Origin of the sequence: Trinickia sp., assembly GCF_051954495.1 — a bacterium.
GTDB lineage: Bacteria > Pseudomonadota > Gammaproteobacteria > Burkholderiales > Burkholderiaceae > Trinickia.
On record NZ_JBQCHR010000130.1, the window covers coordinates 21121 to 43073 of the forward strand.

Genomic DNA, 21953 nt, shown 5'->3' on the forward strand with positions numbered 1-21953 from the left:
CCAATCCTCACATTTGAACGCCGAACGTTTTGAGCCAGGTGCCGAAGCAGATGACTCGCCACGTGTGATAGCTGAACGGGGCCTTGCCGGCGGCGACGCGGGCCAACACGTCTTTCATTCGGGGCGAAATGATCCCCGCCGATACTTGCACGGCATCGTCGAGCCTCCGTTCGAACTGCGCGGTGTGCTCGCCTTTCATCCAATACTCTTCAGCCGTCAGAAAACCCTTCTTATCGACGCGGTCGAGCACCTTTCTGGGCACCAAGCCGTCCATACCGGAGCGCAGGACGCGCTTGGTCACGCCGTCCTTCACCTTGAAGACTTCGGGAAGGTTGACGACGTATTCGACGAGTCGATAGTCAAGGAACGGTACCCGGGCTTCGAGCGAATGCGCCATCGAGCTACGATCTTCCCAATGCAGCAGCATTTGCAGGTTTGCCCCCGCCATTTGCGCGAGGGATAGGTCCCGTACCGACAGCGCTCGGGCGCCGAGCGGCACGAAGGGATCTCTGTCCCGCGCACCCAGCTTGGCAACATCGAGCCAATCGCGTCGCATCGCCGTCATGCCGCGCGCGGCCCCAAGCGGACGAATCGAGCGCGGCATCAAGTTGGCGACCAGATACTCCGCGAACTTGACTGGACCATACCCGTGCATCCTTCGCATGGCGCCAAATTCCGACCCGAAGTCTCGAATCTGTCCATGCCGAGCGAGACCCGCCAAACGGGCGCCCAGAAAGCCGTGATAGCCGGCGAGCTGTTCGTCCGCGCCTTGGCCGTCGAGCATGACGATGACGCCCTTTTCACGGGCAGCGCGGAACACGCACCACTGCGCGAACACGCTCGAGGAGCCAAACGGCTCGTCCTGGGTCCACACCAGTTCGTCGAGCCGATCGAACATTTCATTCGCGTCGGGAAAGACGAACGAGCTTTCGATATTGGTATTGCGCGTGACGGCCTCGATGTACTCGCGCTCGTCGACCTGCGCGAACTCGGAGCATGACGAAAACGTCTTTTGCGTGGGTGCACCCTCGATCGACTCCAGTGCGGCTCTTACGGAGCAGACGATCGACGAGGAGTCGAGCCCGCCAGACAGGCAGGAACCCAGCGGTACGTCGGCACGCATCCGCAGTCGCACCGCATCGAGGAATAAGCGGCGGAATTCTTGTGCCGCATCCGCAAAATTGTCAGGGACAGTCGCGCTCGTTTTGGCCAGGTCGTACCAGCGGGTCGTTGCAATCCGCGGGGCGAGCTTGCGGGAAAGGCGATGCTGATCGTCTAGCTCTATCAGTGCGAAATGACCCGCGGGCAGATGGTAGACGCCATCGAACATCGTTTCGTCGCCGTGGTCCTGAATACCCCAGGCCAAGAAGTCGAATACGGGCTGTGCCGCCATCTTCGCGCGCCAATCCCCCTGGGCCGAAAATGCCTTGATTTCGGAAGAAAACGCGAGAGCCGAGCCGTCGGGCGCTACACGGTAATAGAGCGGCTTGACCCCGAATCGATCGCGTGCGAGAAACAGCGTTTTCCGGACGCGATCATAAATGGCCATCGACCACATGCCGTTGCACCGATCGAGTAACCCCGGGCCCCATTTGTCATAGCCCGCAAGCAGCACTTCTGTGTCAGAGTGTGAACGGAACCGGTAGCCCTCGCGTTCGAGTTCGCTTCGCAACTCCAGGTAGTTGAATACTTCGCCGTTGTAGACGATCCAATAACGGTCGGCATACGACATCGGCTGGTGCCCGAACGGCGACAAGTCGAGAATGGCCAGCCGGCGGTGGCCCATCGCCAAGAACGACTGCGGCCGGCCCTCGAACCATTCACGGCGATGAGCGGTCGGCTTGTAGGGCAGAGCATCGAGCCCGTCGAACGAGGGCGTGTCGTCGCCGGCCAAACAAACAGGAGCGCCGGCGGGAAACAGCACGAGGCCCTCATCGTCCGGCCCGCGGTGACGAATCAGGTCCATCATGCCGGCCAGTTGCCGCACGTCGACGGGGCTGGATTGTACGATTCCTACGATGCCACACATGAGTTATCTCGCTACCTGATCGGCGATGTAAACATAGATCCCATAGCAGGTGGTTTCGCTGATCGCTACCGCGATCAGTAGCCGTTCCAACGGTACCCGGCCAGCAAGGGAGAGATAAACCGCACTCGTCACGCAGAAATACAGCACCTGCCACAACGCGCCTTGGCGCAACTTGTTGCGGACGATGAAAATTCCCGTCACCGGCGAGACGCAACTGCGCACCGCGACCGGCCAAAACACCAACATCAGAAACGTCGTATCCGTGCGCCAGCCGTGCCCGAGAAAGCGACCCAGGACCGGCGAGCCAAGCAATACGACCGCGAAAAATAGGAGCACCGCGCCGAGCAACAGATATCTGACGACGCGCCGCTGGAATGGGCGCGCCGACTGGTGAGCGCGCACGATGTCTCCAGCGCGCTTCAAATACACCTGTCCGACTGCGATCGCTAGCAGCATCAGGGGCGCAGAGAGCAAGCGCTGTACTTGTGCGTAATTACCAGCGTCCGCCGGCGAGTACTTCGACGAAATGAACCAGACGGGCATCGCCAACGAAACCGAATCGAGCAACGCGGTCGGTAGTGAAACGAGCGGAAACTCCCGTAGCCCTCGTGCAGTCTGTGCGATTTTCGCAAAGCCGCCCCAGGGCTGGCGCCGCCAGTGTACTGCGGCGAACGGCACAGATATCAAAAAGCCCACTAGACAACTGTTGATCAATCCGATGGGCAGTAATAGCGCGCAGGCGCTGAAGATGGCCGGCTGTGCCAGCCGCAGCATGCTCGAGTACGCAAAATGACCTTGGCGAATCGCGGTCGCGCCCGTCAGTTGGAACATCCCGCATGCAAGCGCCGCCACGGCCACGCGTCCAGCACTCGCTTCCGGCCCGACGACGCGATGCAGGAGTTCTCGACCCGGGGGCGTGACCGCGAAGCAAGCGGCGACTAATGCTGTCGTCCAAGCTGCGATGAACGCTGCCCAGTACGCCGGAGCGACGTGCTTTTCATCAGCCGCGTTCAGTGCGGCGTCGTAGCGAAAGCATGCGATCGTGATAAACACCGAACACAGCGATAGGAATGCGGCATAGTGGCCAAAGGCCGCGGGGGCGTACATCCGGGCAAGCCACGGTGTGGTGGCGAATACGATGAGTTGCCCGGCCGCGGACCCTCCCGCGACCGTCGCGATTTGCTTGAGCAGCGCCAATTAGCTGCCCTTCAACGCGCCGACTATTCTGTCCTGATCTGCTTCGGTGAGATCCGCGCTCATTGGAAGACTGAATACCTGGCCGGCGTTTGCCAGCGATGCGGGGCAACCCTCCTGCGAGGCATAGCGCTGGTACGCCGGCTGATGATCGATCGGCGTCGGGTAGTGGATCGCGTAAGGAATGCCCGCATCGGACATTCGCTTCAGGAACATGTCGCGCTTGCCCGCAGCGGCGCGGACGGTGAATTGACCGTGCACGCTCGTGCGATCGCCACGTACGGCGACGGGCATCAAACCGTCCACCGATTTGAGCGCCCGATGATATCGATCCCCGAGCGACAGTCGACGTTCGATTTCCCAATCGAGGCGGCTAAGCTTGGCAAGGACGATCGCACACTGCAACGTGTCCATGCGCCCGCCAACACCCACCCGCGTATGGTAGTAGCGCTTCTCTTGCCCATGGGTGCGAATCTCGCGCATAGCTTGCGCCAGTGACGCATCCGTCGTGAAAATCGCACCACCGTCGCCATAACAACCAAGCGGTTTGCTCGGAAAGAAGCTCGTGCAAGCGATCGTCGAAAGATTGCAGCTACGCTTGCCCCGGTAAGTGGCGCCGAAGCTTTGAGCGGCATCTTCGATAACCAGCAGGTCGTGGCGAGCCGCGAGCTCGTTGATCTCGTCCATATCGGCCGGCTGTCCGTACAGGGATACCGGAATGATCGCGCGCGTCGCCGCGGTGATCTTTGCTTCAATCAGACGAGGATCGATATTGCAGGTATCCGGTTCGATGTCGACGAATACCGGTGTCGCGCCCACCAGCACGATGACCTCGGCGGTTGCCACGAACGAGAACGGCGTCGTAATGACTTCGTCGCCAGGACCGATTCCAGCCGCCATCAATGCGATCAGAAGCGCTTCGGTGCCCGAGGCTACCGTAATGCAGTGCGGGGCGCCCGTGTACTCGGCCAGCGCTTGCTCAAGTTCTCCGACTTCCGGCCCCATGATGAAGCGACCATGTTCGAGCACACGCCGCATGCGGTCGTCAATGTCTTGCTGCAGGGCGCGGTATTGCGCCTTGAGGTCGATGAATTCCATGCCTGGTTCTCTTCAGTCGGATACGGCGCGGCATGCGCCGTCTTGCAGCACGTAGCGCTCGCCGGTTTGCGGGCATGCGGCTTCGCCGGAGCCCGTGAGGGGTAGCTCGAGACGTTCACCGAACCGGCTCATCCAGCCGATCTGGCGGGCCGGTACGCCTGCCATCAGCGCGTAGTCGGGGACGTCCCGGTTTACGACGGCCCCCGCGGCGATGAATGCATACGCGCCGATCGTCACGCCGCAGACGACGGTCGCGTTGGCGCCGATCGTGGCATCGTGACGGACGATCGTGCGACGGTATTCATCTTTGCGTGCAATGGCCGACCGTGGGTTGTACACGTTCGTGAACACCATGCTCGGGCCGCAAAAGACATTGTCCTCGAGCGTCACGGCGTCGTACACGGATACGTTGTTCTGAACTTTGACGTTATTGCCGATGAGCACATCGTTGCCGACAAAAACGTTCTGTCCGAAAGAGCAGCGTTCCCCGATCTTCGCCCCCGCGCAGATATGGACGAAGTGCCACACGCGAGACCCGTCGCCGATACTCGCGCCGGGATCGACGATAGCGCTCGGGTGAATATTGACGGCCATGTCAGTAGTCCAAGGGAAGCGCGACGCGCTTGCCGTCACGCGCCGAGCGATAGGCCGCGATAAGGAGCTCGAGTGAGCGCAAGCCTTCTCGGCCATCGGTCTCGGGCTCCGCTTCTCCTTGCAACACGCGAATGACGTTGTCGTAGTAGAGCGGGTGCCCGAACCCATAGACCGAGGTCGTTTCGTAGCTCGCCTCGGCGACTTTTCGATCGTCGTCGGTGCTGTCGGCGAACTCCCAGTGCTGAATCTCGTTGACCGCCACTCCGCCGATTCGAACGGTCCCTTTCTCGCCGAGGATCGTGATGCTGCCCTCGAGGTTCTTCGGATAGGTGAGCATGGTCACGCTCATCGAACCGAGCGCACCGCTGCGCCAGCGAAGGCTCAGGACGCCCGTGTCTTCCACTTCGATGTTGCGAGCGAGCGTGGCGGTGTACGCCTGTACGCTCTCGACGGGACCAACCACCCAATCGAGCAGATCGACGTAATGGCTCGCTTGATTCATGAAGGCGCCGCCGTCGAACTCCCACGTCCCGCGCCATGCCGCGCTGTCGTAATACTCCTGCGGTCGCGTCCAGAACACGTTCATGTTGACCATGTATATCCGGCCGAAACGCCCGTCTTCGACAGCGCGTTTAAGCAACTGCAACGTTGCGTTACGACGGTTCTGCTTAACGACGAAAAGACGCACGCCTGCCGCGTCGCAAGCGGCGACCATGCGCTTGCCGTCATCCCAGCGCGTGGCCATCGGCTTTTCGGTGATGACGTGGCGACCTGCTTCCGCAATTTGGACGGCTTGTTCAGCATGAAGCCCCGACGGTGTCGTGAGAATGAACGCGTCCGCGTCGCATTCTTCGAGCATCTGGGCGAGACTGCTGTAGCCTTTGGCGCCAGTCGATTGCACAGCTAGGGCGAGGGCGGCGGCATCGACATCGCAGACGCCGACGAGCTGCGCCCGGTCGGCGTGTTTCTCGATGGCGCCCATGTGGTTTTTTGCGATGCGGCCGCAACCGACAAGGGCGAAGCGAACCGGTCGTCCTGCGATCGGAGAAGGAAAGTGGCGCATCGATCAAGCCCTAACGACGTTAGCGAATTGCGTTTGATACACGCCGCGCGTATCGACGATGAGCTTCGCGTTTTGTTGAATCAATGCGTAGTCGAACGCGTCGTGGTTCGTCGCGAGCAGCACGAGATCATAGGACGCGATGGATTCCGCCGTGATTGCCACGCTTGCAAGGTCGAAGTGATGCTCGCGCATTTGCGGGAACGTCGGGACGTGCGGGTCCGAATATTCGACGTGAGCGCCCTTGTCGCGCAGCAACTCCATCAACTCGACGGACGGCGATTCGCGCATGTCGTCGACATTCTTCTTGTAGGCGATACCCAAGACCAAGATGCGGCTGTTCTTGATGGCACGCTCGCGGTTATTCAGCGCATCGGCGATCTTCGACACGATCCACTGCGGCATGTCGCTGTTGACTTCTCCCGCAAGCTCGATGAAACGCGTATGCAAACCGTATTCGCGCGCCTTCCACGTGAGATAGAACGGATCGATCGGAATGCAGTGGCCGCCGAGGCCGGGGCCAGGCCAATAGGGAACGAAGCCGAACGGCTTCGTTGCGGCGGCGCGGATCACCTCGAACACATCAAGCCCCATCCGGTCGCAGATGATCTTCATCTCGTTCACGAGGCCGATGTTCACGGCTCGATGGATGTTCTCGAGCAACTTCGTCATCTCGGCCACGCGCGTGCTGGACACCGGCACGACTTTGTCGATGATTTCACCGTATATGGCGACGCCGAGCTCCAAGCAATCGGGGGTGCGACCGCCTACGACCTTCGGGATCGTCCGCGTCGTGTAGTTGGGATTGCCCGGATCTTCACGTTCCGGCGAGAAAACGAGATACGCGTCGACGCCGACTTTGAGCCCCGTTTTTTCGATTCGAGGCAGCAATTCTTCGTCGGTCGTGCCGGGGTACGTCGTGCTCTCGAGCGAAATCAGCTGACCGGCGCGCAAGTGCGGCACGAGCGAATCGACCGTGCCGATCACGTAGGACAGATCGGGTTCGCGGAATTCGTTGAGCGGCGTGGGCACGCAAATGATGAGGACGTCGCAGTTTTTCGCTTCGCTGAAGTCAGTCGTGGACCTCATGCCTCGCGCTTTCGCGGCTTGCACGGCGTCACTGCCGATGTGCTCGATGTAGCTTTGGCCGTCGTTGAGCTTGTTGACCTTTTGAGCATCGATGTCGAGCCCGAGTACAGGAAAACCCACTTCGACGAACCGCAATGCAAGCGGCAACCCGACATATCCCAGCCCGACAATGCCGATTTGTGCCTGATGGGCGGAGACTCGCTGCTTGAGATTCATTTTCATACGTCAGCTTTGGCGATAGACCAGAATCAGAGGTTGCTTTGGAAGCATGTGAATGGTCGCCTCCACACTGGGGTGCGATCGACTATTTTTGGGAGGCGCCCCTCGCTAACGAACCGATGGTCCGCTGTTGCGCCATTGAGAGCATTCCAACTAGGGGCGAGATTATACCAGGCGCCTAGTCGATTCCAAAGCGCCCCCGGCGGACCTACCGCTAGCTCGGATCAATGCAGCCTAGCCCGAGCGCGCCGGCGGAGGCCAAGGTCCCGCGCCGGCCAGTCGCCAGCGCTGCGCGGTGCGGTCTCGCGCGAGCGCCGGAGCTACGTCCCACGTGTTGTGCTTTCGCCTTGTGCGGTCGATTTTGCGCTTGCACGTGCTAAACTTGTCAGTTGCGGACATTTTTTGCGAGGGTAAGACCTGTCCCTTGTTGGGTGTCGCTTTCGGTTCAGGATGCACGATGGAGCGTGCGTGTGGGACCGGCTACGCGGTGCCGCTACCGATTATCTCTTTGCATACCGCTCGGTTATCGCCGATAACGGGCCGAATGTCGTACTTTTGTTTTAAGCATCCATGAAGCGAGCCTTCGATTTTTGCGTCGCACTTGTCGCGGGGCTTGTCCTTCTTGCCCCGCTGCTGTTGATTGCCGCGGCAGTCAAGTTGACCTCGGCAGGGCCGGTGCTCTACTGGTCCGACCGCGTTGGGTGCCGAAATCGCATCTTCCGTATGCCCAAGTTCCGGTCGATGCGGGTTGGTACTCCGGCCGTCGCCACTCATTTGTTGAACGATCCAGGCGCATACTTGACGCCGATCGGAAGCTTCTTACGTAAGACAAGCATCGATGAGCTGCCGCAGTTGTGGTGCATTTTGACGGGCGACATGAGTTTCGTCGGACCTCGCCCCGCGCTGTTCAATCAGTACGATTTGATCGAATTGCGCACGAAGGCGGGCGTCGATGCATTGAAGCCCGGCCTGACGGGCTGGGCGCAGGTTAACGGCCGCGACGAGCTGCCGATACCGGTCAAGGTCGGCTTCGACGCGGACTACATGCAACGGCGGTCCTTCGCACTCGATCTGCGCATTCTATGGATGACGGCGTTAAAAGTTGCGAAGCGTGACGGCGTGACTCACTGATGATCGCCGCATTGATGAGCAGTGCTAACCTGGTCTCCCCATGCTCGAACGCCTTTTAAAGCTTCACCGGTCAGTCAAGATCGTACTGATGTTGCTGACAGACGCCATCATCCTGCCGCTGTGTTACTTCGCTGCGGTGGCGTTGCGCCTGGGAACCGCGGACGTCGTTCACAGAAATTCGATCTTCCTCGCTGCGGTGATGGCCTGCGTTGCCCTGGTGTTTTTTGTACGGGCAGGCTTGTATGGCGCGGTGATTCGCTTTATCGAGTTGCAGGTAGTGTTGACGATCGGCGTCGGGCTAGGCGTGGTCGTCATAGCGGCTTACTTGGTGATGCTGCTCTTCGGGCAGGCCGGCATACCGCGCACCTCACTCGCTATATTCTGGCTTATCGCGTTTGCTTACGTCGCCCTTTCGCGCTTTGGCGCTCGGTCGCTGTTGCAGCGGCTATCGAGCGGCCGGCGGCGGCTACGTCAGAAAGCACTGATCTACGGCGCGGCATCGGAGGGCGTGCAACTCGCGCAGGCCATGCGTCACAGTCAGGAGTATGAAACTGTTTGTTTCATCGACGACGATTTGACGCTGCGCCACAAGACAGTGGCAGGCATCCGCGTTTACGGGCCCGACGAGATCGAGTCGCTGCTCGATCGGTATGTGATCTCGATGATCGTGTTGGCCAAGCCGCGCCTGTCTCCATCGCAGCGTACGGAAGTCATTTCGTCCTTGGCGTCATTCAACGTGCCCGTGAGCGTACTGCCGAGCATCGATAGCCTCGTCGACGGGAAGATCAGTGTCTCGTCCATTCGAGAGATCGAACTCGAAGATCTGCTGGGCCGCGATCCCGTGCCACCGCGCCCCGATCTGTTCGCGCGCTGCATCACCGGTCGTTCCGTGATGGTAACGGGCGCCGGCGGGTCCATTGGCAGCGAACTGTGCCGTCAAATAGTCAGCCAACGGCCGCGAAATCTTATCTTGTTCGACCACTCGGAGTTCAATCTCTATTCGATCGAGCGCGAACTGTCGAACAAGTCACCCGGTACCACGCTGATCCCCATTCTCGGGAGTGTCTGCGACCAAGCGTTACTCAGCGAGACGTTGTCGAGCTATCCCGTCGATACCGTTTATCACGCGGCCGCGTACAAGCATGTTCCGCTTGTCGAGAGCAATATCGTCCAGGGTGTGCTCAACAATGTCATGGGTTCGCTGTCGGTCGCGCGGGCTGCTGGCCAGGCTGCGGTCAAGTCCTGCGTGCTCGTGTCTACCGACAAGGCCGTCCGCCCGACTAACGTGATGGGCAGCACGAAGCGAATTGCCGAACTGGTCTTTCAGGCCGCCTCTCGGCAATTCGACGCCACCTGTTTTTCGATGGTTCGATTCGGCAACGTGTTGGGGTCATCGGGATCGGTCGTGCCGTTGTTCAAGCGGCAAATTAAAGAGGGCGGCCCGATCACGCTCACACACGCCGATATCAATCGATTTTTCATGTTGATCCCAGAGGCCGCGCAACTTGTCATCCAGGCGGGCGCCATGGCCGAGGGGGGCGATGTCTTCGTACTGGACATGGGCGCTCCCGTGCGAATTATCGACCTTGCCCGAAAGATGGTGCACCTCTCGGGATTTTCGGAAAAGACTCCTGAGTTCCCGCACGGAGACATCGAGATCAAGATCGTCGGGTTGCGCCCTGGCGAGAAGCTTTTTGAAGAATTGCTGATCGGCGAGGACGTGACCCGCAGCGAGCATCCCAAGATCATGCGCGCGCGAGAGCGGATGATCCCTTGGCGCGATCTGCTGCCTCAGCTCGACGCACTCTGCGAGGCATGCAGGGCCTTCGATACGGAGGGGGTAGTGCGCATCATCAAGCAGCTCGTTCCCGAATATGTGCCCCAGGGCAGCGCGGAAGTAGAGGCGGCGTCGACTCACTGACGCGGTCGTACCGGATTTCGGGCGGTACCGCCTCGGCGGCGCGTATGGCTAATTTAAATCTCATAGGAATGGCGTGAATGGATCAACAGCGCTTTGTGCAGGCGTCGGCGGCTTTCGAAAGTGGCCTGAGCTTCGATCAGATTTTCTCCTTTGCAAAGCGGCGCATGCGTTCGATCGCAGGGTTGGCTATCTTGGGGGCAATCGCTGGGATCGGGGTTGCGCTCGTCCTTCCTGACGAATGGCAAGCGACTGACGTCATTCAGGTAGGTCAGATCACGCGCACGCTTATCACCAACGGAAACACGAACGTGATCGTACAGCCGTTGGAGCCTGCCGCGCGAACGGTCGATCGCATGTCGCTGAGGCAGTTCCAAGACGATGTACTTAAATCGCTAGGCCTTCCGCTCGAGCGCGGACGCAGTAGCGAGACGGCGTTGGTCCGCGACTACGCTCAAGTCGATCTACGACGCGACGGCGATCTCGTGACGATCACTGCACGTGGATACACGCCGGAGCAAGCCAAGCAGGTCGTGGCCGCCTATGAGAAATTGATCATCGACGCGCACCAGGCGCTGTTGCAGCCGTCGGTCAATCGGATGTCGGCGGAGTTGCAGCAGGCGAAATCGGCCCTCACTGCAGCCCAGAGGCGGGAATCCGTGCTCAATAGTCAGAGCACGGACATGTTGAAAGGCGCCGAGGGTCGTTTCTCCGCGGACGTCTTGCGCGATAGTCTCGTTCAGCGCAATGACGAGGAACTGCATCGTTTCGCGCAGCGCATCGAAGAAATCCAAGAGGATTTGAACCCGGCCCGCACCTTCAACACCCGGCCGCTAATGTCTAGCATCGAGGTTGGCGATAGACCGGTGTTTCCGCGCAAGAGCACGGCCGCAGAGCTAGGTGCGCTGATCGGGTTCGCTGTTGGCGTCTGCCTCGGCTTGCTGCTCGACAACCGCGCTCGGAAAGCATCCCGCTAGGCAGAGTCGGAGGTTACACGCGACAACTGAAGCGGGGCGCCGCATGGCCCCGATCTTGCGCCTCAGCGGCTCATGACGCTTGGCAGAAAAGAGATTAGGACATGACACAAAACGTTGTGATGACGGGCGCTAGCGGGTTCGTCGGCAAAGCGGTTTCGCGCTGCCTGCTTTCGCGAGGCGATGTAGTGCATGGTCTGGTTCGTCGGGCCGGCAGCGCAGTCGACGGCGTACATGAGGTGCGGCTGACTGGGGATGATTTCCAGCAGCTCGAGGACGACTGGCCGCGAACGTTGACGTGCGATGTCGTCGTGCATCTGGCCGCGCGCGTGCACGTGATGGGAGAGACGTCGCCCGAAGCGTTGCCTTCTTATCGTGCGATGAATGTCGAGGGGACGTTGAGAGTGGCGCGGCTGGCTGCGAGAGCCGGCGCCCGTCGATTCGTCTTCGTCAGCAGCATTAAGGCGGTAGGCGAGCGCAGTGTTGGCAAGCCCATCAGTGAACGCGATGAGCCACTTCCGCAAGACGCCTACGGCATCTCAAAATTGGAAGCGGAGAGGGCGCTGCTCGAGTTCGGCAGAACAGCAGGAATGGAAATCGTGATAGTGCGGCCACCGCTCGTATATGGTCCGGGTGTACGCGCTAATTTCTTCAACCTGATGCGAGCAATCGACAAAGGGATCCCTCTTCCCCTCGGGGCGATCTCGGCGCAGCGGAGCCTCGTCTATGTTGACAATCTAGCGGATGCGATTGCACGGTGCACGATCGCGCCAGCAGCCGCGGGCGAGACGTTCCACGTGGCGGACGAGCGGGATGTGGCGGTTAGAGAGTTGGCGGCGATGCTGGCTGAGTCCTTGGACGCGCCGCGCCGCTTGTTGCCGGTGCCGGCTGGATTGCTGCGACTCGTGGGGCGGTTGACTGGACGCAGCGCAACGGTGGATCGGCTAGTTGGCGAATTGCGGCTCGATTGCTCACATATCCGCGAAGTAATCGGCTGGCACCCCCCTCACAGCACTGAACAGGGCCTTAGTGATACCGCGGCTTGGTTTCGCTCAACGCACTAGGAAGTATTCCCCTAAACACGCCGAGCCCCGAGGCGGCGAACGGCCGGTCGACTAACGGGCGTCATTCCGCCAAAGGCATAGACGCGCCGCGGGGGACGGCGGAGATCACACGAGACGCGTCCTGAACGCGACCGTACCTATGCATGAGAACCCTGGATTCGCGAAAAAATGCTTAAGCCGTCGTTTTCGGCTGGCTTGTCTGGCGCTGTCGATTTTATGCCTCTCCCTCGCTGGAGGATATCAATCCGCTCGCACAGAGCCCGACCCAAATGCGGTCGATGCGCACGCCGCCGCCCATACATCCGAGTCTCCAACAACGAAGCACGTCGCGCCCAAGCCCAATGCCATACCCGAGGCCGTCTATAACGCGATTGCACGGGCCACGCTTCCCGAAGCCGCGACCGCCGATCAATTGGCTGCGCGGGAGGCCCAGGTAAAGACGTTCGTCGCATCGAACGGTGGCGATAGGATTTATGAAGGATACCTCGCGGAATACGGTCCGCCACCCGACAAGCGGCACTGGTATATCGCGGCGACTGAGGATACGACAACACGACAGCTAGGTTTCTATTACATCACGCATCCGCTCACGAACGGCCCGGACGTCGCTTTTATCGATTGCGAGGCGACGCCTGTTCAATTGTCGATCGATCCTACGCTCCGAGGTCTATGTGGGCTATCGCAATGGGACGCCTATCAAATGAGCGGAGACAAACGCTACGCTCAAGCAATGCTCAAGATGGCGGACGGCTTCGTTGCGGAATCCGCTAACGGCAAAATTCTGTGGAGCATGCCGGTGGTGCCAGCATTCGGCATCACCAAGGCCCCGTGGATTTCCGCTCTGACGCAGAGCGTCGCAATCTCGACTCTACTGAGGGCGTATCAGTACACCGGTAATCAGAGGTACAAGAACGCAGCCACCGCCGCGTTCCGGTGGCTGACGGTTCCCGTTAACCGAGGCGGGTTGCGATCTACCGACATCGGCACATGGCTGGAGGAATATCCGACGCAAGACTCAAAGATGAAGAACGGCCATGTCCTTAACGGGAACATCTGGGCATTGTTTGGCGTGTGGGATTATTACCGTGTCACCAGAGATTCCAAGGCGAAAGCCTTGTTTGACGCCGGCGTGCAAGCGATCAAGAGAAACATGGATTGGTTTGACCTGGGCTACTGGAGCGTGTACTCGCACCAAGACCGCGTCTCGACCGTCAATGGACTATATATGCAGTTTATCGTGCAGCAAATGTACGCAATCGCCAGAATTACCCGCGATCCGTTTTTTGATGCTATTGCGCATAAGTGGGAGCGGGCACAAGCGACTGACGCACTTTTTGTACATAACATCGCGCTGGCATTTCTGGCGCAAACCCCGCGTTGATGGATTTTTCATTCTACGACCGCCTAAGGCGAGTTGTAGAAGCGCGGCGCGGTCACGCGCGTTATATCTCACGGCCGCGAGTCCCGCCGATTCGACTTTGTCGTAATCATGGCCTCCGTGATCGCCGCACCACCAACCACTTCGGCGCCCGAAACCGCACGATACTCACATAAAGCCAAACATACGTCACTGCAAACAGCACGACGAACGCGAACAAATGCACCGTATGCTGCCAAAACAGCGTCGCCGGAATCACGCCTATCAGGCATAGCAGCCACAAATACGGCGACGTCAGCGAATTTCTCCGTGTAATTTCATGCGCGGTTTTCGTTCCCACGGCCCAGCGCATGAGCCGCTTGTACACGAGCATGTGCAAATGCACGCCATCGGGAATCCCAGGCGACATACCCCGCACGAACTTCTTCCGATAGATCGAAAAGCAGGTCTCGAAGATCGGATAAACGAACAGCAGCACCGGGTACCAAGCGGACACTTCCCGATGCCGCATGACGAGCGAGATGGCGAGCTCGGCCAGCATGAACCCGATGAAGTAGGCGCCGCCATCGCCGAGAAAAATCAACCCGGCCGGGAAGTTCCAGATGAAGAACCCGAGCACCGCGCCCATCATGATGAGCGACGCCGACAGCACGATCGGATCACCCAGCCTGAACGCGACGTAAGCGAGCGACGCAAACATCATCAACGCCACCATCGAAGCAAGGCCGTTGAACCCGTCGATGATGTTGACCGCATTGGCCAGCGCTGCAACGGCCAGCACGGTCACGCAGAACGAGATCGCCGCATAGGAAAGCAGAAAATCGAGCGGCGGCACGCTGATCCGAACCACGGCCACGTGCAACGTGAAATAGGTGATGGCCGCCGCGGCCATCGTAGCGAGCAAGCGTGCCGAAGGCGAAACCCGCTTGGTCAAGTCTTCGATGAGCCCCGAAGCAAACGCCGGCAGACCGCAAGCGACCAGTGCCAGGATGCCCGCGGCGACGGCCGGGTAGGGTCCGAACAGCTGCAGTGTCGCCGCAACTAGGCCGATCAAAATCCCCACGCCGCCGATGCGCGGCACGGGGCGCACATGGAATTTTTGAACGCCTGCCAAATCGCTGTCGACGGTGAACTTCTCGTGCAAATGCGCATAGCGCACGATCAACAGCGTCACGAGGAGCGAGATCAGAAAACCGAGGGCGAAGCTGAGCATGATGGTGGGGTAGGAGCGAACCGGCGAATTATACCGGCTGCTTCCACCGCGCCTCGCCCCTATTGCAATGCGCTACATCGGCGCTGCGCCTTGACCCGGCATGGGCCCGAAGTCCCTACGCGCCTAATCGAACCCGCGCGGATTCATCGCCTGCCAGCGCCAATGATCCTCGCACATCCGCGGCAGGTCATACTGCGCACGCCAGCCGAGCAGCGCTTCGGCGGCTTGCGTCCCCGCGTAGCATTCGGCCACGTCTCCCGGCCGGCGCGCGACGATCTCGTACGGCACCCGCCGGCCTGACGCCGCCTCGAAAGCGTGCACGACCTCGAGCACCGAATAGCCGCGCCCCGTGCCCAGATTGACGACGAGGCTTGCGTCGCGCGCATCGAGCGCATCCAGCGCCGCGATATGACCGCGCGCCAGATCGACCACATGAATGTAGTCCCGTACGCCGGTCCCGTCGGGTGTCGCGTAATCGCCGCCGAAGACGCGAAGTTTTTCCAGCTTGCCCACCGCCACTTGCGCGACATACGGCATCAAATTGTTGGGCACGCCGGCCGGATCTTCGCCGATGAGCCCGCTTTCATGCGCGCCAGCCGGGTTGAAATAGCGCAGCGTGGCGATGCGCCAGTGCGGATCGGCCCGCTCGACATCGCGCAAGATTTGCTCGGCGATGATCTTCGATTGGCCGTACGGGTTCGTCGCGGACAGCGGGAAGGTTTCCTCTACCGGCGACCGTTCAGGCGTACCGTACACCGTCGCCGACGAGCTGAAGACGAGGCGTTTGATCTCGCGTGAGCGCATCGTGTCCAGCAGCACGAGCAGGCTGTCCAGATTGTTCCGGTAATAGTCGATCGGCTTCGCTACCGATTCGCCCACGGATTTGAGCGCGGCAAAATGAATCGCCGCGCGGATCGGGTGCGCGTCGAAAACCTTCGCGAGCGCCAAGGGATCGCACACGTCGATCTCATGGAAGGGAACGGAGCGGCCGACGATCCGCTCGATGCGTCGCACGGCTTCGCGCTTGCTGTTGACGAGGTTGTCGACGATGACGACGTCATAGCCGCTCGACATCAGTTCGATCGCCGTATGCGAGCCGATGTAGCCCGCCCCGCCCGTGACGAGAATCGCGCCCTGGCGGCGCTCGGACGTTGTCGTGGATGTCATGTTTCTTCTTCCTATGCGGCGCTTCGCGCCTCGTCTTGCTCGAATACGGCCGCGCCGGTCAGCGCGAAAAGGGTTTGCCGATAACGTTCGACGACCAGCGCTTCGTCGAATTCGGTCGTCACCTTTTCTCGTCCTCTCAATCCCATTTCGCGTCGCGCGTCCTCGCTCATCTCGAGCACCTGCGCCAACTTCGCGGCGAGGCTTTGCGCGTTCTTGACTTCGCAGAGCAGCCCCGTCACGCCGTCGGCGACGACCTCGCGACAGCCAGGTACATCGGTCGCGACGATCGGCCGGCCCATGGCCGACGCTTCCATTAACGTGCGCGGCACGCCCTCCCGGTACGACGGCAATACGACGCAGTCGGCGCCGGCGATCGCGGGACGAACGTCATGGGCTTCGCCAAGATACTCGATGATGCCTTCCTTACGCCAACCGTCCACGTCGGTCTGTGCGATGGCGCTCGGGTTATCGACGCCGACGGGCCCCAGCAGTTGAAAGCGCGCTTGCGGATAGCGCCGACGCAAGATGCGGGCGGCTTCGACATATTCGGCCACGCCTTTGTCCCACAACAATCGTCCGATCAGAACGAACGTGAACGCTTGCGCGCGCGGCAGCGGCGTCAGCACGAATTGATCGATATCGACGCCTTCGCCATGCAGCAGCTTCGCCCGGTCGGGGTGCGCGAGCAGCCGTTCGTTCAAGAACGCCTGATGATCGTCGCGATTCAGAAACCAGACTTCGTTCGGGAAGCGGAAAGCGAAGCGATAAAGCGCTTTGGCGACGCTCGCCGCGCGGCTCTTCTGAATGAATACGTACCCGAGCCCGGTCGTGACGGCAATCGACGGAACGCGCGCGAGCCATGCCGCAACCGATCCGTAGATGTTCGGCTTGATCGTGTAATGGAACACGACGGCGGGGCGAATCGTTCGATAGTGCCGATACAGCGCAGCGAGCGTTCGCAAGTCGGCGAGCGGGTTCGTGCCTTTCGATGCGACGGGCAATTCGATGCACACACAACCCATGGCTTCGAGCAATGCAAACGTTCGGTCGCGCGGCGCCAGCACGATCACACGCACGCCCTTGGCGACGAGCATGCGAATGAGGCCCTGTCGATAGGTGTAAATGGCGAAGCCTGTGTTGCAGACGAGGCAGACCGTAAGCGGCGCGGCGTGCGTGGGGAGCGAGGGCGAGGTCGGCTTCATGCGATGCGATGCGAGTCGGGTCAGGCGGCGTGCGTGGCGAACAGCGCGCGTTTCATGGTTCTCAAAGCGGAGTAAGGCGTGACGATATGCAACAGGTTCTTCGCAAGCCCGAGCCAATCGTAGATGTTCGCCGCATTGAAGTAGCGCCATTGCAGCTTCAAAGTCGAGGCGATCTGCCGCCGCCGCTTCGTCGCGCTGATTCCACCCTCGTTCAGCTCGTAATACAAGCCCAGCTCCGGCAGATTGGCGCAGTCGTAGCGCTCCATGAGCCGCAAGAACAAGTCGAGATCCTCGGCCGCGCGATAAGCGACGCGGTAGTTCCCCACGGCGCGCACGGCGTCGACGCGCAGCATCATCGACGGATGCACGAGCGACGACCGAAAGAAGCGCAGACGGCGCACGGCGTCGGCCTCGGCGGGCGTGCGCAGCATGAACAGCGGCGCACCTTCGCGCGACACCACCTGCGTCCACATGCCGAGGCCCGCCACGTTCGGATGTGCTTCGAGATAGGCGCGTTGTTTGGCTAGACGCCCGGGCGCCGCCAGATCGCCGGCGTCGATCCGTGCCGCGTAGCGATAGCCGCGCACTGCAAGCGCTTCGATCCCCGCTTGCAGCGCCCGCTCGATGCCGCCGTTTTTCGGCATGCGCACGATTTCGATCTGCATGTTCGGTAGGGCCGGGGCGATGATCGGCGGCGTGCTGCCGTCGTCGACGATCAGCACGTACACGCGTGCACCCTCGGCTTCGGCGAACGAAGCGAGCGTGCGCTCGACGTCGGCTTGGCCGTTGTACGCGGGCATGAGCACGGCGACATCGCCGAGCGGGTCTTGCGGCGAGAAGCCGGGAGAGGACATCGTCATGAGCGCAGCTTGAAGCGAATGTAATAGACGTTGACGGCGACGGCCACGCAATAGCCCGCGGCGAGCCCCGCCAGCGCGCCATAGGCGCCGATGCGCGGAATGGCGATCAGATCGACGATGAACGCGGCTGCCAGCGCGAGCAGCCACTTCGTCAGGACGACGAATTTTGCCTGGTACTTGAGCAGTACGAGGTTGCCGATCGCTTCCACGCCGGCGGGCACCGAAAGCCAGACGCACCAGCGAAAGATCGGGATGGCGTCGGCGAAGTTCGGGCCGAACACGCGTGTGATGACGATCGAGCCGAGCGCATCGAGCACGAGCGCGCCCGAGATCATCAATATCGCCGCGAGCCCCATGAGCCGTGCGACGTTGCGCTTCAACTGCGCGCGTTCGTGCACGCGATAGACGAAGGCCGGCGCGATCGTTTGGGCGAGCATCAGCGCGAGCGCGATCCAATTCTCGTTGATTTGCTGGGCGGCCGAGTAGCGCCCGAGATCGGCGAACGAAATCGCTCGCTCGAGCATGAGCCGGTCCAGTTTCAGGAACAGATACATGCACACGAGGCCGACCCAGAAAACCGTGCCCGCGCTCGCGAAATGGCGCAACAAGCCGGGCTCCACGCGCCAGCCGAGCCTGCCGCCGTGGCGCCGCGCGTAGTAGACGAGCAGCACGGCGCCGATCACGCCCGCCTCGAGCGCCCAAAGCCAGGCGAAGCCCGGCGCGCCCACGGCCATGCGCACGAACGCATAGACGAGCGCGAGCTTCGCCAACGCCGTGACCATGCTCGTCACGAGCTGCGGCTTGCTGTAGGTCAGGCTCTGCAGCCACGAGTTGACGACGCCGATGAACGGTTCTCTAAAGATCATCGTGACGGCCAGTCCTGCCAGCATCGCTCCGACCATGGGATCGGTCAGGCCGGCCGCGATACCGGCCCACGTGGCGGCAAGGGCCAGCGCCGATACGGCGAATCGTAAGACGAACGCGCTTCCTAGCACCGTGCCGAGGTCCGCCTCGCCGCGGTGGACGATGGTGGGAACCAGTATTTCGGCCCCGCACACCCACGTCACAGGCGCGAGCACGAGCAGCAGCGTGTTCGCGTATTGCCATTTGCCGAAAACGTCCGGCCCGAAGTAACGGGCCAGCAATCCCGCGATAGCGATCGCGACGCCTATCTGCGTCAGCCGCTCGAGCCCGAGCCAGACGATGTTCGCGGCGGCTTTCGCGATATCCGGATGGGCAATGCGCCTCAGCATGTAACGAAAAGTAAGGGCAGGAATTTTGCTCGCCGTGTTCGCGCGGGCGCGGAAATGACGCGCTTTTCGGCCGTCATCTCGTACGGCCGGATCGCGAAAGAGCATAGGAGCATTAAAATGGGCGCAAGTCGCGCCGGCGGAAAAACCGCAATTATAAGTGGGTTGCCGGCGCCGGCACCTTTTCCAATCGCAGCCAAAAGAGAGTGATCCATGATTTCGCAATCCATCTTCAAGGCGTACGACATCCGAGGCGTCATCGGCAAAACGCTCGATGAGGACGTCGCGCGACTGGTCGGCAAGGCATTCGGCAGCGAAGTGCGCAAGCAAGGCGGCGATGCCGTCGTCGTCGCACGCGATGGCCGTTTGTCCGGCCCGTCGCTGATCAAAGCGCTGGCGGACGGTTTGCGCGCGGCCGGCGTCGATGTCGTCGACGTGGGCATGGTGCCCACGCCGGTCGGCTACTTCGCCGCCAGCGTCCCGCTCGCGCTCGAGGGCGGCGAGCGCCGCGTCGATTCGTGCATCGTCGTGACGGGCAGCCACAACCCGCCCGACTACAACGGCTTCAAAATGGTTCTGCGCGGCGCCGCAATTTACGGCGAGCAGATTCAGGCGCTCTATCGCCGCATCGAAGCCAACGACTTCGCGAGCGGCAGCGGCGGATACGAGCAATACGACATTGCCGATAAATACATCGAGCGCATCGTGAGCGATGTGAAGCTCGCGCGGCCGATGAAGATCGTCGTCGATGCCGGCAACGGCGTCGCCGGCGCGCTCGGGCCTCGGCTGTTCAAGGCGCTGGGCTGCGAACTCGTCGAACTGTTTACCGAAATCGACGGCAATTTCCCCAATCATCACCCCGATCCGGCGCACCCCGAGAACCTGCAGGACGTCATCCGCGCGCTGAAGGAAACGGACGCCGAGGTGGGCTTTGCGTTCGACGGAGACGGCGATCGGCTCGGCGTCGTGACGAAGGACGGGCAGATCATCTACCCCGACCGCCAATTGATGCTGTTTGCGCAGGAAGTCCTGTCGCGCAACCCCGGCGCGCAGATCATCTACGACGTGAAGTGCACGCGTAACCTGGCGAAGTGGGTGCGAGACAAGGGCGGCGACCCGGTGATGTGGAAGACCGGCCACTCGCTCGTCAAGGCGAAGCTGCGCGAAACGGGCGCGCCGCTAGCGGGCGAAATGAGCGGTCACGTGTTCTTCAAGGACCGCTGGTATGGGTTCGACGACGGCCTTTACACCGGCGCGCGCCTGCTGGAATTGCTCTCGCGCGAGCAGAATCCGAGCAAGGTGCTCAACGATCTGCCCAACTCGCTGTCGACCCCCGAGCTGCAGCTCAAGCTCGAAGAAGGCGAAAACTTCACGCTGATCGGCCGCTTGCAGAAGGAAGCGCAGTTCACGGGCGCGGATGAGGTCATCACGATCGACGGCTTGCGCGTCGAGTATCCGGACGGCTTCGGCTTGGCGCGTTCGTCGAATACGACGCCCGTCGTCGTCATGCGTTTCGAGGCCGACAGCGCCGATGCGCTCAAGCGGATTCAGGACGATTTCCGCCGCGTGATCGTCGCGGCCAAGCCGGACGCGAAGCTGCCGTTCTAAGCGGTCCCCGTAAGCGGCCCCCGTAAGCGGCGCAGGCGCGCGCCGCGCGCGTTACTGCGACGCGGCCTGCGCCGGCGCGGGCTGCGCGCTCGGCTGCTGCGCCGCGGGCGGCGTCGCGTCCGCAGGTGTGGCGGCTGGGGCCGATGCCGCCGCGGGCGCGGCCACGATCACGGGCGGCGGCAACCCCGGCAAGGCGCTCGTCTTGACCGGAGCGACCGGCACGGGCGCCGTCTTGATCAGCGTGCTCACGTAGTGCCCCACCGAATCGAAGAATCGATCGTAGAACGCGTTCGATTGAATCGTTTCGCTCGACACCTTCACCATGGCGTCGCTATTGGAGCGGATCGGCAGCGAGACCGACCCGAGCAGGCTCAAGCCGACGCTGGCCGACGTATCGCTCTTCTTCAGCGTGTAGCCGCTTTGAATCGCGTTCGCATAGACGATGCTGGAGCCGTCCGCGTCCACGCCCGGCGTGCAAACCACGTGGAATTCCACCGTGATGTGCGAGTCGCCGTTCGGCTGGAAATCCTTCGTCGCGTCGATGCGGTCGGTTTGCGTGAGCGTCGTCAGATAGCCTTGATTGAGCAAGGCGCGGCGCACGGCTTCGCACGCGTCGGAGCTGCCGACATGGAAGGTACGCGAGAACGGGCTCGCGCCCGTATCGAACATCTCTTGCTGAAATTTCGGCTGCGGCGCGCTGGAGCACGCGGCGAGGGCCGTGAGCGTCGCGAACGCGAGCGTCGCGCGCGCTCGGCGCACTAGGCGCACTAGGCGGTACGAACTGGACATGTTGCGTTGAGGTGCTGCGCTCGGCGAGCGCGTGATTCGAACGACGAGCATTGTAGTGCTTTCCGGCCCTCGACATGACGGGGGGACGGCATCGTGGCGTTGGGGCCTTGATTGTC

Annotated in this window: 18 protein-coding genes; 6 read left to right on the forward strand and 12 right to left on the reverse strand. The window is 61.3% G+C overall.

The window, feature by feature from the left end; translation table 11 throughout:
• Positions 1 to 7: 7 nt before the first annotated feature.
• Genes asnB through ACTHNR_RS18330 form a run of 6 tightly spaced genes read right to left on the reverse strand, consistent with a single transcriptional unit; the run spans position 8 to position 7286 of the window.
• Positions 8 to 2029, reverse strand: a complete 2022-nt coding sequence (gene asnB, locus ACTHNR_RS18305) for an asparagine synthase (glutamine-hydrolyzing) (RefSeq protein ID WP_440549077.1) — start codon at positions 2027 to 2029, stop codon at positions 8 to 10.
• Positions 2030 to 2032: 3 nt separating this feature from the next.
• Positions 2033 to 3226 carry a lipopolysaccharide biosynthesis protein gene (locus ACTHNR_RS18310; RefSeq protein ID WP_440549078.1) on the reverse strand — a complete coding sequence of 398 codons (1194 nt, stop codon included), beginning with the start codon at positions 3224 to 3226 and terminating at the stop codon, positions 2033 to 2035.
• On the reverse strand, positions 3227 to 4321 hold the full coding sequence (locus ACTHNR_RS18315) for a DegT/DnrJ/EryC1/StrS family aminotransferase (RefSeq protein WP_440549079.1): 1095 nt from the start codon (positions 4319 to 4321) through the stop codon (positions 3227 to 3229).
• Positions 4322 to 4333: 12 nt separating this feature from the next.
• Complete coding sequence (locus ACTHNR_RS18320; RefSeq protein ID WP_440549080.1) at positions 4334 to 4915, reverse strand: acyltransferase; 582 nt, start codon at positions 4913 to 4915, stop codon at positions 4334 to 4336.
• Position 4916: 1 nt separating this feature from the next.
• A complete protein-coding gene (locus tag ACTHNR_RS18325; RefSeq protein WP_440549081.1) occupies positions 4917 to 5978 on the reverse strand; it encodes a Gfo/Idh/MocA family protein in 1062 nt (353 codons plus the stop codon).
• 3 nt (positions 5979 to 5981) lie between these two features.
• On the reverse strand, positions 5982 to 7286 hold the full coding sequence (locus ACTHNR_RS18330) for a nucleotide sugar dehydrogenase (protein ID WP_440549082.1): 1305 nt from the start codon (positions 7284 to 7286) through the stop codon (positions 5982 to 5984).
• Positions 7287 to 7853: 567 nt separating this feature from the next.
• Between ACTHNR_RS18330 and ACTHNR_RS18335 the strand changes: the two genes are divergently transcribed.
• The 5 genes from ACTHNR_RS18335 (at position 7854) to ACTHNR_RS18355 (ending at position 13751) form a co-directional block, all read left to right on the forward strand.
• Positions 7854 to 8414, forward strand: a complete 561-nt coding sequence (locus tag ACTHNR_RS18335) for a sugar transferase (RefSeq protein ID WP_440549083.1) — start codon at positions 7854 to 7856, stop codon at positions 8412 to 8414.
• An 88-nt stretch (positions 8415 to 8502) separates the two neighbouring features.
• The gene (locus tag ACTHNR_RS18340) at positions 8503 to 10335 is read left to right on the forward strand and encodes a polysaccharide biosynthesis protein (protein ID WP_440549084.1); all 1833 of its coding nucleotides are present in this window, start codon (positions 8503 to 8505) and stop codon (positions 10333 to 10335) included.
• Positions 10336 to 10412: 77 nt separating this feature from the next.
• The gene (locus tag ACTHNR_RS18345; RefSeq protein WP_440549085.1) at positions 10413 to 11309 is read left to right on the forward strand and encodes a Wzz/FepE/Etk N-terminal domain-containing protein; all 897 of its coding nucleotides are present in this window, start codon (positions 10413 to 10415) and stop codon (positions 11307 to 11309) included.
• A 101-nt stretch (positions 11310 to 11410) separates the two neighbouring features.
• On the forward strand, positions 11411 to 12370 hold the full coding sequence (locus tag ACTHNR_RS18350; protein ID WP_440549086.1) for a UDP-glucose 4-epimerase family protein: 960 nt from the start codon (positions 11411 to 11413) through the stop codon (positions 12368 to 12370).
• 139 nt (positions 12371 to 12509) lie between these two features.
• The gene (locus ACTHNR_RS18355; protein ID WP_440549087.1) at positions 12510 to 13751 is read left to right on the forward strand and encodes a D-glucuronyl C5-epimerase family protein; all 1242 of its coding nucleotides are present in this window, start codon (positions 12510 to 12512) and stop codon (positions 13749 to 13751) included.
• Between the two features lie 106 nt (positions 13752 to 13857).
• On the opposite strand, the gene ACTHNR_RS18360 is transcribed toward ACTHNR_RS18355, so the two are convergent.
• The 5 genes from ACTHNR_RS18360 to ACTHNR_RS18380 all read right to left on the reverse strand — a co-directional run bounded on the left by ACTHNR_RS18360 (position 13858) and on the right by ACTHNR_RS18380 (position 19443).
• The gene (locus ACTHNR_RS18360; RefSeq protein WP_440549088.1) at positions 13858 to 14961 is read right to left on the reverse strand and encodes an MraY family glycosyltransferase; all 1104 of its coding nucleotides are present in this window, start codon (positions 14959 to 14961) and stop codon (positions 13858 to 13860) included.
• 123 nt (positions 14962 to 15084) lie between these two features.
• On the reverse strand, positions 15085 to 16128 hold the full coding sequence (gene galE / locus ACTHNR_RS18365; RefSeq protein ID WP_440549089.1) for a UDP-glucose 4-epimerase GalE: 1044 nt from the start codon (positions 16126 to 16128) through the stop codon (positions 15085 to 15087).
• 11 nt (positions 16129 to 16139) lie between these two features.
• Positions 16140 to 17330 (reverse strand): glycosyltransferase family 4 protein, encoded by a 1191-nt coding sequence (locus ACTHNR_RS18370; protein ID WP_440549090.1) that lies wholly within the window; start codon positions 17328 to 17330, stop codon positions 16140 to 16142.
• Between the two features lie 20 nt (positions 17331 to 17350).
• Positions 17351 to 18190 (reverse strand): glycosyltransferase, encoded by an 840-nt coding sequence (locus tag ACTHNR_RS18375; protein WP_440549091.1) that lies wholly within the window; start codon positions 18188 to 18190, stop codon positions 17351 to 17353.
• On the reverse strand, positions 18187 to 19443 hold the full coding sequence (locus ACTHNR_RS18380) for an oligosaccharide flippase family protein (RefSeq protein WP_440549092.1): 1257 nt from the start codon (positions 19441 to 19443) through the stop codon (positions 18187 to 18189). The genes ACTHNR_RS18375 and ACTHNR_RS18380 overlap by 4 nt, the downstream gene beginning before the upstream one ends.
• Before the next feature lie 210 nt (positions 19444 to 19653).
• Between ACTHNR_RS18380 and ACTHNR_RS18385 the strand changes: the two genes are divergently transcribed.
• On the forward strand, positions 19654 to 21048 hold the full coding sequence (locus tag ACTHNR_RS18385; RefSeq protein ID WP_440549093.1) for a phosphomannomutase/phosphoglucomutase: 1395 nt from the start codon (positions 19654 to 19656) through the stop codon (positions 21046 to 21048).
• 51 nt (positions 21049 to 21099) lie between these two features.
• Here ACTHNR_RS18385 and ACTHNR_RS18390 read toward each other — a convergent pair whose 3' ends face one another.
• Complete coding sequence (locus ACTHNR_RS18390; RefSeq protein ID WP_440549094.1) at positions 21100 to 21837, reverse strand: DUF2242 domain-containing protein; 738 nt, start codon at positions 21835 to 21837, stop codon at positions 21100 to 21102.
• Positions 21838 to 21953 lie beyond the last annotated feature (116 nt).